The sequence below is a fragment of the Streptomyces dysideae genome, assembly GCF_001514305.1.
Lineage (GTDB): Bacteria > Actinomycetota > Actinomycetes > Streptomycetales > Streptomycetaceae > Streptomyces > Streptomyces dysideae.
In genome coordinates, this window is the sequence record NZ_KQ949096.1 from 111,551 (window position 1) to 126,274 (window position 14,724).

13 protein-coding genes are annotated in these 14,724 nt (G+C 70.8%); 4 read left to right on the plus strand and 9 right to left on the minus strand.

The window, feature by feature from the left end:
• The first annotated feature begins 39 nt into the window (after nt 1–39).
• On the plus strand, nt 40–600 hold the full coding sequence (locus AQJ91_RS29885; protein WP_079085267.1) for a DUF485 domain-containing protein: 561 nt from the start codon (nt 40–42) through the stop codon (nt 598–600).
• A complete protein-coding gene (locus AQJ91_RS29890) occupies nt 597–2,189 on the plus strand; it encodes a solute symporter family protein (RefSeq protein ID WP_067027709.1) in 1,593 nt (530 codons plus the stop codon). The genes AQJ91_RS29885 and AQJ91_RS29890 overlap by 4 nt, the downstream gene beginning before the upstream one ends.
• A gap of 37 nt (nt 2,190–2,226) precedes the next feature.
• Here the strand turns inward: AQJ91_RS29890 and AQJ91_RS29895 are convergent, their stop codons facing one another.
• The 5 genes from AQJ91_RS29895 to AQJ91_RS29915 form a co-directional block, all read right to left on the minus strand.
• Nucleotides 2,227–2,922: a response regulator gene (locus AQJ91_RS29895; RefSeq protein WP_067027711.1), complete on the minus strand. Its 696-nt coding sequence runs from the start codon at nt 2,920–2,922 to the stop codon at nt 2,227–2,229.
• 150 nt (nt 2,923–3,072) lie between these two features.
• Nucleotides 3,073–3,753 (minus strand): response regulator, encoded by a 681-nt coding sequence (locus tag AQJ91_RS29900; protein WP_067027713.1) that lies wholly within the window; start codon nt 3,751–3,753, stop codon nt 3,073–3,075.
• Nucleotides 3,750–5,426, minus strand: coding sequence for an ATP-binding protein (locus AQJ91_RS29905; protein ID WP_079085268.1), 1,677 nt, complete (start codon nt 5,424–5,426; stop codon nt 3,750–3,752). The genes AQJ91_RS29900 and AQJ91_RS29905 overlap by 4 nt, the downstream gene beginning before the upstream one ends.
• 160 nt (nt 5,427–5,586) lie before the next feature.
• Complete coding sequence (locus AQJ91_RS29910; protein ID WP_067027717.1) at nt 5,587–6,531, minus strand: sucrase ferredoxin; 945 nt, start codon at nt 6,529–6,531, stop codon at nt 5,587–5,589.
• 53 nt (nt 6,532–6,584) lie between these two features.
• Entirely contained in the window at nt 6,585–7,841 is a 1,257-nt protein-coding gene (locus AQJ91_RS29915; protein ID WP_067027719.1) for a citrate synthase, read from the minus strand.
• Between the two features lie 98 nt (nt 7,842–7,939).
• Here AQJ91_RS29915 and AQJ91_RS29920 point away from each other — a divergent pair, with 98 nt between their 5' ends.
• A complete protein-coding gene (locus AQJ91_RS29920) occupies nt 7,940–9,100 on the plus strand; it encodes a citrate synthase/methylcitrate synthase (protein ID WP_067027721.1) in 1,161 nt (386 codons plus the stop codon).
• Between the two features lie 69 nt (nt 9,101–9,169).
• Here AQJ91_RS29920 and AQJ91_RS29925 read toward each other — a convergent pair whose 3' ends face one another.
• The 3 genes from AQJ91_RS29925 to AQJ91_RS29935 all read right to left on the minus strand — a co-directional run bounded on the left by AQJ91_RS29925 (nt 9,170) and on the right by AQJ91_RS29935 (nt 10,604).
• Nucleotides 9,170–9,406 (minus strand): hypothetical protein, encoded by a 237-nt coding sequence (locus AQJ91_RS29925; RefSeq protein WP_067027810.1) that lies wholly within the window; start codon nt 9,404–9,406, stop codon nt 9,170–9,172.
• A gap of 155 nt (nt 9,407–9,561) precedes the next feature.
• Nucleotides 9,562–9,801: a hypothetical protein gene (locus AQJ91_RS29930; RefSeq protein WP_067027723.1), complete on the minus strand. Its 240-nt coding sequence runs from the start codon at nt 9,799–9,801 to the stop codon at nt 9,562–9,564.
• A 275-nt stretch (nt 9,802–10,076) separates the two neighbouring features.
• Nucleotides 10,077–10,604, minus strand: coding sequence for a DUF6082 family protein (locus AQJ91_RS29935; protein ID WP_324618033.1), 528 nt, complete (start codon nt 10,602–10,604; stop codon nt 10,077–10,079).
• A gap of 368 nt (nt 10,605–10,972) precedes the next feature.
• Here AQJ91_RS29935 and AQJ91_RS29940 point away from each other — a divergent pair, with 368 nt between their 5' ends.
• A complete protein-coding gene (locus tag AQJ91_RS29940; RefSeq protein ID WP_067027812.1) occupies nt 10,973–12,070 on the plus strand; it encodes a CobW family GTP-binding protein in 1,098 nt (365 codons plus the stop codon).
• Here the strand turns inward: AQJ91_RS29940 and AQJ91_RS29945 are convergent.
• Nucleotides 12,067–14,523 carry a DNA gyrase/topoisomerase IV subunit A gene (locus AQJ91_RS29945; RefSeq protein ID WP_067027727.1) on the minus strand — a complete coding sequence of 819 codons (2,457 nt, stop codon included), beginning with the start codon at nt 14,521–14,523 and terminating at the stop codon, nt 12,067–12,069. The two genes, AQJ91_RS29940 and AQJ91_RS29945, sit on opposite strands and share 4 nt — an antisense overlap.
• Nucleotides 14,524–14,724: the final 201 nt, after the last annotated feature.

Here is a 14,724-nt window from a genome sequence, read left to right on the forward strand (position 1 = left end):
AGGAGAGTCGGGCATCTTCCGTTCTGTCCATCCTTGGGCATGCAGTCAAGCAACGGTCGTCCCCGCGGAGCCGGGGGTGGTCCCGAAAGTTCGGTCGAGAACCACGAAGGTCACGCCCCGGCTCCTGCCGAGGTGTCCGGCAGCATGCGGTACGACGACCCCTGGTACGACGCGCTTGCCTCCGGGTGGGGCGAGTTGGACGGCACGGGTGTTCCCGCCGACGTGGTTCCGCCGGCGCGGCGGGAGCGCGAGGAGGGGGCCATGGTCGCGGCTGATGTCTACCTCGAGGTGCAGCGCAGCGCGGCCTTCCAGGAGGTGCGCAGTCGGTACCGGAGATTCGTGGTGCCGGCGGTGATCGTCTTCCTCGCGTGGTACGTGGGGTACGTCGTGGCCGCCACGACTGCGCCCGGGCTGATGGCCCGGCCAGTGGCGGGCGCCGTGAACGTGGCGATGGTCGCAGGACTCGGGCAGTTCCTCACGACCTTCCTGCTTACCTGGGCGTACGCCCGGCACGCGCGGTTGCGCAGGGACCGTGCCGCGCTCGAACTGCGCTGGGACACCCAGGAGCTGACGCGCGGCGTGAGAGGCGGTACTTCGTGACGGGCGACCACCAGACCCTGGCGCTGCTGCTGTTCAGCGCGTTTGTGGCGGTCACGCTGGGGATCACGACCTGGGTGAGCCGCAACCGGCATGGATCGGCGGAGGAGTTCTACGCGGGCGGCCGTCTCTTCTCGCCGATGGAGAATGGTTTTGCCATCGCGGGCGACTACATGTCGGCCGCGTCCTTCCTCGGTATCTCCGGGCTCATCGCACTGTTCGGCTACGACGGGTTGCTGTACTCGGTGGGCTTCCTCGTGGCCTGGCTGGTGGTGCTGTTCCTCGTCGCCGAACTGGTGCGCAACTGCGGGCGGTTCACGCTCGCCGACGTGGTCGCCGCACGGATGAACGAGCGGCCTGTGCGGATCGCGGCGGGAACTTCCTCGGTCACCGTGTCCGTTCTGTATCTGGTCGCGCAGATGGTGGGCGCGGGCAGCCTGGTGGCGCTGCTGCTCGGGGGCAAGAGCGAGGCGGCGCAGGCCTGGACCGTCATCGGTGTCGGCGCGCTCATGGTGATCTATGTGTCGTTGGGAGGGATGCGGGCCACCACGTGGATCCAGATCGTCAAGGCGGTCCTGCTGCTCGGCGGCACCATCACGTTGACCGTGCTCGTCCTGGTGCGGTTCCACGGCGACTTCGACCGGCTGCTGCTCACGGCGGCCGAGCGCAGTGGGCACGGCGAGGCGTTCCTGGCACCGGGGCTGAAGTACGGCGGGGACTGGATGGCCCAGTTCGACTTCATCAGCCTGGGGATCGCACTGGTGCTGGGCACCGCCGGGCTGCCACACATCCTGTCCCGCTTCTACACCGTGCCCACCGCACGCGCGGCACGGCGTTCGGTGGTCTGGTCGATCGGGCTCATCGGCGGGTTCTACCTGATGACGATCGTGCTCGGCTTCGGCGCGGCCGCGATCGTCGGGCCGGAGGCCGTACGGGGATCGAACGCGGCCGGGAACACGGCGGTTCCGCTGCTCGCCCTCGACCTGGGCGGTGGCGCGAACTCCACCGGAGGAACGGTTCTCTTCGCGATCGTCGCCGCTGTAGCCTTCGCCACGATCCTCGCCGTGGTCGCCGGGATCACGCTCGCCTCCTCGGCGTCCGTGGCCCACGACCTGTACGCGTCACTGCGGCGCCGGCGGTCCGAGCCGCGCAGCGAGGTGGCCGTGGCACGTGCTGCCGCGGTCGGCATCGGCGTCGTCGCGATCGGCCTGGGTCTGCTGGCCCGCGACCTCAATGTCGCCTTCCTGGTGGGCCTGGCCTTCGCCGTGGCCGCGTCCGCCAATCTGCCGGTGCTGCTCTACTCACTGTTCTGGCGCGGCTTCACCACCCGCGGTGCGGTGTGGGCCGTGTACGGCGGCCTGATCCCGGCCGTGGGGCTCGTGGTGCTGTCGCCGGTGGTGTCCGGCAGCCCCGACTCGCTGTTCCCCGGCGTCGACTTCCAGTACTTCCCGCTGCAGAACCCGGGTCTCGTCTCGATTCCGCTGGGCTTCCTCGCGGGTTGGCTCGGCACGGTCACCTCGGCCGAGATCCCGGATGCCGCCAAGCACGCGGAGACCGAGGTGCGGTCGCTGACGGGGGCGGGGGCGGTGTAGGGGCGGCGCCGTCAGCGGCGTACGGCTTCGGGCTCGACTACGGCGCCACCCACGCGTACCGGTGTTCCGGGCGTCCCGTGTCGCCGTACCGGAGGGAGAGGCGGAGGTGGCCGGCCTGTTCCAGGTGGCGGAGGTAGCGCTGGGCCGTGGAGCGGCTCAGGCCGGTCTCGGCAGCCACCTCGTGCGCCGAGAGCGGGCGGTTCGCGCGGTGCAGGACACGGCGGATCAGGTCCGCCGTCGGCTCCGAGTGCCCGCTCGGCAGGCCCGGTGACGACGACGGCGCCGGCGTGGTGCGCAGCGCGTCGAAGATGCGGTCCACCTGCTCCTGGCCGGCGATGCCGCGGCCGCCGACCCGGTCCACGGTGCGGCGCAGGGCGGCGTACGAGTCGAGGCGGGTGCGCAGCGCGGCGAAGGTGAACGGCTTGACCAGGTAGTGCAGGGCGCCCAGGCGCATCGCGGTCTGCACGGTCTCCACGTCACCGGCCGCTGTGATCATGATGACGTCGGTGCCGTGGCCCTGTTCCCGCATGCGGTGGACGAGGTCGAGACCCGTTCCGTCGGGCAGGTAGTGGTCGAGCAGGACCAGGTCGATGGACCCGCGCTGCACGGCGGTCAGGGCCTGGGCGGCGCTGTGGGCGCGGGCGGCGACGCGGAAGCCGGGAACCCTTCCCACGTACTTGGCGTTGATCTCTGCGACGCGGACATCGTCGTCCACGACCAGGACGTCAATCATCGGGCCTCTTTCCGTCAAGGCCAGGCGGGCGCTGAACCCGGTGCTTCGGCTTGGCTGTTGTAGCCCGAGTAAAAACGAGCACAACAGGCCGCTGCAAGCAAAAGCACATCTTGCACTCAGAAGACGGACAGCGAACTACAGCGAACTGGCTCAGGCGCGGGTCGCCCACACGTAACGGTGTTCCGGACGGCCCGCGTCGCCGTACTTGAGGGTGAGCCGGGCGCGTCCCGTGCGCTCCAGGAGCTTCAGATAGCGCTGGGCGGTCTGGCGGCTCACTCCCGTCCGTTCGGCGATCTCCTGCGCCGACAGGGGGCCTTCGGCGTTCATCAGGGACTGACGTATGAGCTCCGCGGTGGTGGGGGAGTGACCTTTGGGGAGTTCGGGTTCCGACGGTGTGGACAGGGCGCCGAAGATGCGGTCCACCTCGGCCTGTTCCGCCTCGCCGCCGCCGTCGAGGGCGCGGCGCAGCTCCGCGTACGCCTCCAGCTTGGCGCGCAGACCGGCGAAGGCGAACGGTTTCACCAGGTACTGCAGCGCGCCGTGCCGCATCGCCGCCTGCACGGTCGAGATGTCCCGGGCCGCCGTCACCATGATCACGTCGGTCTCGTGGCCGCGCCGGCGCATCTCCTGGACGACCGCGAGGCCGGTCTCGTCGGGCAGATAGTGGTCCATGAGGACCAGGTCGAGACGGGGCAGCTCCTCCACCTGGCGCAGTGCCTCGGCCGCGCTGTGCGCCTCGCCGGCCACGTGGAAGCCCGGCACCTTCTCGACGTAGGCGGCGTTGACCCGGGCGACCCGTGTGTCGTCGTCCACGACCAGGACCTCGATCATCGCGACTCCTCCTCGGCGGCGGTCTGCGGAGCAGGCGGCACGGTGAGGGCCGGCTCCAGGTCCGGTTCGGCCAGCGCCTCGGGCAGGACGACGGTGAACTCCGCGCCCCCGCCGGCTGCCTCGTCGACGGTCGCGCTGCCACCCTGCCGCTCGGCGAGCCTGCGTACCAGGGAGAGCCCGATGCCGCGCTCGCGGTGGGCCGGCGGCTTCTTCGTCGACCACCCCTCGGTGAAGATCAACTCGCGTTGCTCCTCAGGGATGCCGGGACCGGTGTCGCGCACGCGCAGGATCGCGGTACGCCCTTCGGTACGCAGTTCGACCTCCACGCGCGCGTGGGGCGTGCCCGCGGCCGCGTCGAGCGCGTTGTCGACCAGGTTGCCGACGACAGTGACGAGCCCCCTGGGGTCGATCAGCCGGTCCGGCAGCCGGGTCCGGTCCGAGATCCACAGGGCGACGCCCCGCTCGGCCGCGACGGTCGCCTTGCCGACCAGCAGGGCGGCGAGCAGGGGGTCCTGGATCTTCTCGATGACCTGCTCCGAGGTGGCCCGGTGGTCGCCGACCACCTCTCCGACGAAGTCCACGGCATCGTCGTACATCTCCAGTTCGAGCAGCCCGAGGAGGGTGTGCATGCGGTTGGCGTGCTCGTGGTCCTGGGCGCGCAGGGCGTCGATCAGGCCGCGCGTGGAGTCGAGCTCGCGGCCCAGCTGTTCGAGCTCGGTGCGGTCGCGCAGGGTGGCGACGGCGCCGCCGTCGTCGGTGGGCATGCGGTTGGCGATCAGGACGCGCTGGCCGCGGACGGTGAGCAGATCGGTGCCCGTCACCCGGCCGGCCAGGACGTCGGTCGTACGGCCCGCCCCGAGCGCCTCGTCGAGGGACCGGCCCACGGCCTCATCGCCGATGCCCAGCAGGCGCCGCGCCTCGTCGTTGAGGAGCCGGATGCGGCCGGCGCGGTCCAGGGCGACGACGCCCTCCCGGATGCCGTGCAGCATCGCCTCGCGCTCCGCGAGCAGCGCCGATATGTCCGAGAAGGCCAGGTCCCGGGTCTGCCGCTGGACCCGCCGGGAGATCACCCAGGCGGCCAGCGCACCGACGGCCAGGGCGCCGCCGGCGTACGCGAACAGCCCCGGGATCGCGTGCAGCAGCCGGGCCCGCACACTGTCGTACGCGATGCCCACGGACACCGCGCCGACGATCTTGCCGTCGTCGTCCCGCAGTGGCACCTTGCCGCGCGCGGTGCGTCCCAGGGTGCCGCTGTCGATCTGCATGACCTCATGGCCGGCGAGGGCCTGGCCGGGATCGGTGGAGACGGTTCTGCTGATCTCGCCCGGAGTGGGGTGGGACCAGCGCACGCCCCGCCAGTCCATCACCACGACGTACTCGGCCTTGGTCGCCCTGCGGATCCGCTCCGCCTCCCGCTGGACCGGCCCGTCGGCCGTCGGAGGCGTGTTCACCACGTCCTCGGCGAGCTGCGGCTGCGCCGCCGTGGTCTGCGCGATCGCCAGCGCCCGGCGCATCGCCTGGTCGTCCAGCTGGTTGCTGAGCGGCGCGAGGAACAGGCCGGTCGCGAGCACCGCGACTCCCGCGGCGATCGCCACCTGCATCAGCAGCATCTGCGAGAACATCCGCCGTGGCAGGCCGAGGCGCAGGCGGCGTGCGGGGGGAGTGGGGCTCATACCCATGACGGTACGTGGGCGCGCAAGAACTGCCGCAGGGGGTGTGGCATGGATCTCTTGATCAATGCATCGAGGCTCGCCCGGCGCGTGCTCCGCGCATGGAGAGCTGCCCGATGTCTGCTCTGCGCATGGAGAGCCGCCCGCTGTGTGCCCTGCGGCGTCAGCTCGCCAGCGCCGTGGTCGTCCCGAACTCGCGCACCGCCACCACGTCCATCCGCCCGGGCGAGCCGAGCACCGACGCCCCGCAGCTCTCCGGGCGCGGCGGCAGTGAGGTGCCCTGGGCCACGACGACCCGCCAGCGGCGTCCGTCCACGTGGGTGACGGTCACCTCCCAGCGCGGTGCCGCGCCGTCCGTCCGTACGACGCTGAGCACGTCCGCGGCGTCCTCGGCCGTGGCCTTGCGCACGGCCAGCTCGGCCGCCTGGCCGGGCCGCTCCCAGGCGGAGTTCCCGCGGCAGCCCTCGACGACGATCCGGCCTTCCTGGATGCTGTGCAGGACCTCCTTGACGGCGTGGGCCTCGGCCCGGCCGTACGCGTAGCCGTACGGCAGCACGAGCAGCGTCGGCGAGAAGCGGTGTCCACCCAGATGGGTGACCTCCCAGACGCCCTCGACGCCGGACGTGGCGAGCTCCGCCGCGAGGGGGCGACCGAGGAGCGCGCAGCAGCGGTCCCGCTTGCCGTTGGTGCAGACGAGGGCCAGCGGATCGCCCAGGTGGGGCCCTCCCCCGAGCACCGAGTCGAAGGTGCCGGGGTCGCCCTTGCCGAGGGCGGCGAAGTCGAGATCGAGCAGCTGCCGCGGGTCGCGGGTCGTGGCGCCGTGCAGCCACACGTTTCCCGGCACCGTGTGGGCCACGTAGACCTGGCGCTCGGCGGGTGTGCCGCAGTCCGCGTGCCGCCCAGGGCGGCGGATGAGCGCCACGCGTACGCCCGTGCCCTGCGCGGCCGTCTCCAGGGCGCGGCCCACTGCGGGCTCCAGGTGGCTCGAAGTGAGCGCCTTGGCACCCCAGGGACCGGGCTGTTCCAACAGCAGCCAGGTCGTCGCGGTGGCCGCGGTTCCCGAAATGGGCTCGTCGAGGTCCCGCGAGACGGTTGAGCACGTACTCACAGAGGTGAGCCTAACCTGACTTGATCCGGGGCGGCTTCCGGCCGTGCTGCGCGCTACTCCGGCAGGGGCTGCGGAGGCTTCGGACCGACGTAGTGACCGCTCGGGCGCATACGCAGCGGACGCTCCCCGTACTCCTCCAGGGCGTGCGCGATCCAGCCCGCCGTACGGGCCACGGCGAAGATCGTCTCGCCTGCCGTGGCGGGCATGCCGGAGGACGCCGTGAAGACGGCGAGGGCCAGGTCGACGTTGGCGTGCAGCGGGGTGTGACGGGCGGCGGTGGCCACGATGTCGCGGGCCGCGGCGAGGGCGGGCGCGGAGCGGGGGATCTCCTCCAGGAGGTCGAACAGGACACGCGCGCGTGGGTCCTCGCCGGGGTAGAGGCGGTGGCCGAGCCCCGGGATGCGGCGGCCGGACCGCAGCTCGTCGGCGATCACGGGCGCCGCGTCGCCCTGATCGAGAACGTCGAGGATCAGCTTGTGGGCGAGTCCGCTGGCCGCCCCGTGCAGCGGGCCCTCCAGCACGCCGAGCCCGGCGGAGACGGCCGCGTAGGCGTGCGCACGGGCCGACGCGGCGACCCGCACGGCGAGCGTCGAGGCGGCCAGGTCGTGGTCGACGAGCAGGGCGAGGGCCGTGTCGAGGACGCGCAGTGAGGCGTCGCTGGGGGGCCGCCCGCTGAGCCGCGCCCACAGGCGGCCGGCCAGCGGGCCCTCGTCACTCCCGCTGAGCCGTACCGGCGGCAGGGCGCCGACGAGGGTGGGGATGAGGATGCGCGCGGTGCCGAGCACGGCCTCCTCGGACAGGTCGAAGCGCAACGGGTCGACGGCCGCGGCCGCGACGGCAGCGACCCTCAACCGGTCGGTGGGACCGGTGTGTTCGGGCAGCGCGTCGACGGCGCGACGGGCCGCGGCCAGTGAGGCGTCGGGGGCGGTGAAGGTGATCCGGGGACGCAGCCGGCCGGTCCACAGCCACTCGGCGACCTCTTCGTAGGAGTGGCGCGTGGCCAGTTCGGCCGCGTCGACGCCCCGGAAGTAGTACCGGTCAGTGTCGATCATCGTGACGCGGGTCCGTACGGACAGCTCGGCGCCGGACGCCGAACTCCCGCCGCTCTCCCGCCTGTTGCGCCGGGCGAGCGCCTCCACCTCCTTGGCGTCGAAGGTGCTGCCCCGGCCGCCGGGCGCGCGGTGGCTGCTGAGGTGACCGCGGCTCACGTACGCGTACAGGGTCTCGGGCTTCACGCCCAGGACTTCGGCGGCCTCCTTGGTGGTCAGCCGCCGCCCCGCGGGACCGGGGTCGGGCTCTTGATCGCGCATGGGGATCACCGTATCCGCATCGCTTGATATTGATTGAATCAACATTGACAGGAAATTAGTCAAGCATGGACAGTCGAATCAAGTCCAGGGAGGAAATCATGTCCGTCAACAGGTCCGCAGCCGCACTCGTCGACGTACCGCGGGGACTCGCGGGCGTCGTCGTCACTGACACCGAGATCGGGGGCGTCCGGGGGCTCGAGGGCTTCTACCACTACCGCCAGTACTCGGCCGTCGAACTCGCGCGGACCCGCGGCTTCGAGGACGTCTGGCATCTCCTCGTCCACGGCGCACTGCCGGACGCCGAACGTGCCGTCGGCTTCGCCGCCGAGACCGCCTCGCTGCGACGACTGCCCGACGAGGTGCGCGCGGCCCTGCCCGCCATCGCCGCGGCCAGCGCACGCTCCGGCCCACTGGCCGGCCTGCGCACCGCGCTGTCCCTGCTCGGCGCGGCGCAGGGTTTCCGCCCGGTGTACGACATCGGCACGGACGAGCGCCGCCGGGACACCCTCGCCGCGGCCGCGGCCGTACCGACGCTGCTCACCGCACTGCACCGGCTGGGCAGGGGACTTGAACCCGTGGAACCGCGCGAGGATCTCTCGTACGCGGCGAACTACCTGTACATGCTGACGGGGTCGGAGCCGGACCCGCAGCGGGCCCGTGCGGTCGAGCAATATCTGATCTCAACCATTGATCACGGCTTCAACGCATCAACCTTCACGGCGCGCGTCATCACCTCGACCGGAGCGGATGTGGCCGCGTGCCTCGTCGGAGCCGTGGGAGCCCTGTCGGGTCCGCTGCACGGTGGTGCGCCCAGCCGCGCGCTCGACACGCTGGACGCGATTGGCACCGCCGACCGCATCGACTCCTGGATCCGGGAACGCGTCCTGGCCGGCGACCGCATCATGGGCTTCGGGCACGCGGTCTACCGCACGGAGGACCCCCGTTCGCGGATGCTGCGCGAGATCGCCCAGCGCTTCGGCGGGCCGTGCGTCGACTTCGCCGTCGAGGTCGAGCGGCAGGTCGAGGCGATCCTCGCCGAACTGAAACCCGGCCGCGAACTCCACACGAACGTCGAGTTCTACGCGGGTGTGGTCATGGAACTCTGCGGTCTGCCACGAGAGATGTTCACGCCGACGTTCGCGGCGGCCCGTGTGGTGGGCTGGAGCGCCAACCTCCTGGAGCAGGCGGCAGACCCGAAGATCATCCGGCCGGCGGCGCGGTATGTGGGACCGGCCGCGCCGGTGGCCGTTCCGGTGTGAACCGGCAAGGCGGGTCCGGCACCGCGAGAGGTGCCGGACCCACAGGTACGCCGAAAGGTGCCGGCGGGGTCAGCTGTCGGGAATGTCCCTGCGGGCGCGGAGCAGTGTTTCCCGGGCGATGATCACGATGCGCTCGTAGTCCGCCCGGGCGGCGTCGTCCGGCAGTTCTCTGTCGAGTTCCGCCGTGGCCTCCGTGCCGATGATGGCGAAGTTGCCGTCGCTGAGTTCGAAGATGTCGGAGCAGGTCTGCCCCGACACGCTGCCGCGCGCACGGGGAGGATCACCGATCCGGCGAACGATTGCCACCACTGTCTCGGCCTTTCCGCTGGGACCTTGAAATCATGGTGCTGCCGCCCCTCGCGTCCTGCCGTCGAAGGCGCAGGGTGCGAGGGGCTGTCGAAGGGCAGACGAACACAGGCTGACTGAACGATCGGGCGTGCGGAGCGCGGGATCTCCGCCGGCTATGCGTCGGGAATATCCGACTTGGCGTGGATCAGGGTCTCGCGCGAGATCACGACGATGCGTTCGTAGTCGGCTCTGGAGGCGTCAGTAGGGAGTTCGGCGTCGAGTTCGGCCGTGATGTCCGTGCCGATCACAGCGAACCTTCCGTCGGACAGCTCGAAAATATCGGGGCAATTGGCACCAGTTGCGCTTCCTCGCGCGCTCGGCGGCGTACCAATCCGACGGATGATCTGGCTCACTGTTCTGGTGTTCCTTTGGGTCTCGAGGAGGGATGCGCACTGGTGCTGCGCGGTGCGATGCGGCCCTGTGGGGCTGCGGCCTCGACAACCGGGCGGCGGGGATCGGCGGTTCGGCGGGGGTCGGCCCGTTACGCAAGATGCGCAGTAGTCAACCTTGTTGGCACCTGGGGAAACGCGACTGTTTACAGGTTCGTTATCGCCCAACCGTGTGATCCGCTCGGTGACTGGCGCACAGGGGCGGCGCGCTGCGGCCGGAGTGCGCGGGCGGGCCGGTGCTACTCGCTCGGCGGCTCTCCGACCACCCACCACTCGTCGATGTCCGCCTCCTCCAACTGGACCAGGAGATCGTCAACCATCCGTCCCAGTTTGGCCTCTTCGGAGGTGTCGATCAGCGTGGCACGGTGCGGACGGGTCGCGTACCAGTACTCACGGAAGATCGGGTTCTGCAGCATGCTCCGGGCGAAGCCGAAGAATTCCTCGCGGGTCATGTTGCCCATGCGGTAGTAGCAGAGCGCGTTCGTATAGAGGGCGTTGGCGAAGAGGAACTGCCGCTGCGTCCGGGGCGAGACGGTGCCGTCGTAGGCGTCCAGCACCTCGGCCAGGTCCGGATCGTCCATGGCCTTGCTCAGCAACTCCCAGTGCAGGCGCTGCTGATGGGCGAAGTTGGTCTGGTGCTGCGCCTGTGAGGCGTGTTCCAGATGCTCGATCCGTGCGCGCAGGGACTTGAGTGCGGGCCGCTGCGCGGCCAGAGTGACGGCGGCGCCCGCCGCCAGGCCGACCCCTGCCGAGGCGACGGCCCTCAACCCTCGAAGCCCAATGTTCCGTGTGGCCATGTCAACCCCCGAATCAGGCGGCCGTCCGCCGGTCGTCGGGGTGCGGGTGACGGTAGGGGACCGGCGAGCGGTGGGCGGCGCTTGCCGTCTCCCAGAGTGCCGAGCGGCTCTGATCGGCGGGGGAGGCGGAGAGGAGGCGCACGGAGGGAAGCGAGGGTCGCACACTCCGGCGCCATGCCCAACGTCTGCCCCGCAAGTGCTGCTAACAATCGTTCACTTCGCGGTGATTCTTCCGGCTCGTATCCTGGGCCGGCATTCATTCCTCGTACGTGTGCCAGGCCGTGAGCCGGTGCACGCGTCGGTGTGAGAGAGGTCGCACAGTGAGCCAACCGAGCCCGATTCCGAGCGCAGGTCCGACACCGGGCCCGGGGCCGCGGCAGATCCCGGTCGTCGTGCTCGCCGGTTTCCTCGGCTCCGGCAAGACAACGCTCCTCAACCACCTCCTCCACCGCAGCGGAGGCAGCCGTATCGGGGCCGTCGTCAACGACTTCGGCGCCATCGAGATCGACGCGATGGCCGTGGCGGGCGCGCTGGGCGACTCCACCGTCTCCCTCGGCAACGGCTGTCTGTGCTGTGCCGTCGACGTCAGTGAGCTGGATCTCTATCTCGAGCGGCTCGCCCGGCCCGCCGCCGGCATCGACGTCATCGTCATCGAGGCCAGCGGGCTCGCCGAGCCCCAGGAGCTGGTGCGCATGGTGCTCGCGAGTGAGCAGCCGGGGATCGTGTACGGCGGGCTCGTCGAGGTCGTCGACGCCGCCGAGTTCGACGGCACGCGCGCGAAGCACCCCGAGATCGACCGGCACCTCGCCCTCGCCGACCTCGTCGTGGTCAACAAGCTGGACCGGGCGGCCGACGCCGGGCGCGTGCTCTCCGTCGTCCGCGACCTCACCGACCGCGCCGCCGTCCTCCCCGCCACCTACGGCCGTATCGACCCCGAGTTCCTCTTCGACTGCAGGCCCAGCGAGGAGCGCATCGGGCAGCTGTCCTTCGACGACCTCCATGAGCACACCGCCGACGACGGCGACCACGCCGGTCATCTGCACACCGCCTACGACAGCCTGTCCTTCGTCGCCGAAGTCCCCCTCGACCCGCGCCGGCTGATGACGTTCCTCGACAGCCGGCCCGAGGGGCTGTACCGGATCAAGGGGTACGTCGGCTTCGGGCCGTACGACGTCCGCAACCGTTACGCCGTACACGCCGTCGGGCGGTTCCTCCGCTTCTGCCCGGAGCCCTGGGCGCCCGCCGAGGCCCGACTCACCCAGCTCGTCCTCATCGGCTCCGGCATCGACGCGCCCGCCCTCGCCAAGGAACTCGAGGCGTGCCAGAACGACGCCCCACACGCCGACGAGCACGGCATGTGGGGCGTCCTCCGCTACGTACAGGCCCCCGAAGGGCAGGACTCAGGGGAGCAGGATCCCGAGGATCCTCCGGCCTAGACCGGCCCCGCCACCACCGACACCGTCTTCGCCAGCGACACGCCCGAACCGTCGCGGCGCGGGTCCATCTCGGGCAGCTCGGCCGGTGTGCCGTTCTTCTGCGCGGCGCGGGCCGGGACGGCGCCCGCCCAGGCCAGGGACAGACAGTCCTCGCCCTTCAGGAACCGCTGGCAGCGCACACCGCCGGTGGCCCGGCCCTTGCGCGGGTACTGGTCGAGCGGGGTCAGCTTGGCCGTCGTCTGGACGGAGTCGTCCAGGGTGCCGCGCGAGCCCGCGACCGTGAACACCACCGCGTCCGCAGCCGGGTCGACCGCCGTGAAGGAGATGACCTTGGCGCCCTCGGTGAGCTTGATGCCCGCCATGCCGCCGGCCGGCCGGCCCTGCGGGCGGACCTGCGCGGCCTGGTAGCGCAGCAGCTGCGCGTCGTCCGTGATGAAGACCAGGTCCTCCTCGCCGGTGCGCAGCTCGACCGCGCCGACGATCCGGTCGCCGTCCTTGAGCGTGATGACCTCCAACTCGTCCTTGTTGGACGGGTAGTCGGGCACCACTCGCTTGACCACGCCCTGTTCCGTGCCGAGCGCCAGGCCCGGGGACGACTCGTCGAGCGTGGTCAGACAGACCACCGTCTCGCCGTCGTCCAAGGAGAGGAACTCCGACAGCGGGGCGCCGCCCGAGAGGTTCGGCGCCGCCGCCGTCTCCGGGAGCTGGGGCAGGTCGACGACGTTGATCCGCAGCAGGCGGCCTGCCGAGGTCACCGCGCCCACCTCGCCGCGGGCCGTGGCCGGCACCGCCGATACGATCACGTCGTGTTTGGCGCGCTTGCCGTCCGCGTCCTCCGCGAACGGCTCGCCGTTGGCCGTACGGGCCAGCAGACCGGTCGAGGACAGCAGCACCCGGCACGGATCGTCCGCCACCTGCAGCGGTACGGCGGCGGCCGTGGAGCCCGCCGACTCCAGCAGGACCGTACGCCGCTCGGTGCCGAACTTCTTGGCCACCGCGGCCAGTTCGGAGGAGACCAGCTTGCGCAGCTCCGAGTCCGACTCGAGGATCCGGGTCAGCTCGGCGATCTCCGCGTTCAGCCGGTCCTTCTCCGACTCCAGCTCGATGCGGTCGTACTTGGTGAGGCGGCGCAGCGGGGTGTCCAGGATGTACTGCGTCTGGATCTCCGACAGCGAGAAGCGCTCCATCAGGCGCTCCTTGGCCTGCGCGGAGTTCTCGCTGGACCGGATCAGACGGATGACCTCGTCGATGTCCAGCAGTGCCGTGAGCAGGCCCTCGACCAGGTGGAGGCGGTCGCGGCGCTTGCTGCGGCGGAACTCGCTGCGGCGCCGTACGACCTCGAAGCGGTGGTCGAGGTAGACCTCCAGGAGCTCCTTGAGGCCGAGCGTGAGGGGCTGGCCGTCGACCAGGGCGACGTTGTTGATGCCGAAGGACTCCTCCATCGGCGTCAGCTTGTAGAGCTGCTCCAGGACCGCCTCCGGCACGAAGCCGTTCTTGATCTCGATGACCAGGCGCAGGCCGTGCTCGCGGTCGGTGAGGTCCTTGACGTCGGCGATGCCCTGCAGCCTCTTCGAGCCGACCAGGTCCTTGATCTTGGCGATCACCTTCTCCGGGCCGACCGTGAAGGGCAGCTCGGTGATGACGATGCCCTTGCGGCGGGCCGTCACGTTCTCCACCGACACCGTCGCGCGGATCTTGAAGGTGCCGCGGCCCGTCTCGTAGGCGTCCCGGATGCCGGTGAGGCCGACGATCCGGCCGCCGGTGGGCAGGTCGGGGCCCGGGACGTGCCGCATCAGGGCGTCCAGATCCGCGTTCGGGTAGCGGATCAGGTGGCGGGCGGCCGCGATGACCTCGGCGAGGTTGTGCGGCGGCATGTTGGTGGCCATGCCGACCGCGATGCCCGACGAGCCGTTCACCAGGAGGTTCGGGAAGGCGGCGGGCAGGGCGACGGGCTCCTGCTCCTGGCCGTCGTAGTTCGGCGCGAAGTCGACCGTGTCCTCTTCGATCGACTCCGTCATCAGGCTCGCGGCCTGGGCGGCCCGGCACTCGGTGTACCGCATGGCGGCCGGCGGGTCGTCGTTGCCCAGCGAGCCGAAGTTGCCGTGGCCGTCGACCAGGGGGACCCGCATCGAGAAGGGCTGGGCCATGCGCACCAGGGCGTCGTAGATCGACGCGTCGCCGTGCGGGTGCAACTTACCCATGACCTCGCCGACGACGCGGGCGCACTTCACATAGCCGCGGTCGGGGCGCAGGCCCATCTCGTTCATCTGGTAGACGATGCGACGGTGCACCGGCTTGAGGCCGTCGCGGGCGTCCGGCAGGGCTCGGGAGTAGATGACCGAGTACGCGTACTCGAGGAAGGAGCCCTGCATCTCGTCGACGACGTCGATGTCGAGGATTCTCTCCTCGTACGAGTCGTCGGGCGGCGGGGTCTTCGTGCTGCGGCGGGCCATCGCTGCCGGCTCCTTGCTGAAGCTGTTGACGGGATCTGACGCGGACCATTGTGGACCGCGGCACTGACAACGCGGACCAGGACCCGTGGTCGGCCGCCGGCCCGGCGCACCAGGCGCCTCCCCCGCGGTTGAGCGCAGGCTACGCGATCTCGCTCTGGGCGTACGTCGTCCGGGAACTTCGCCGACCCTCCGCGCGCTTGC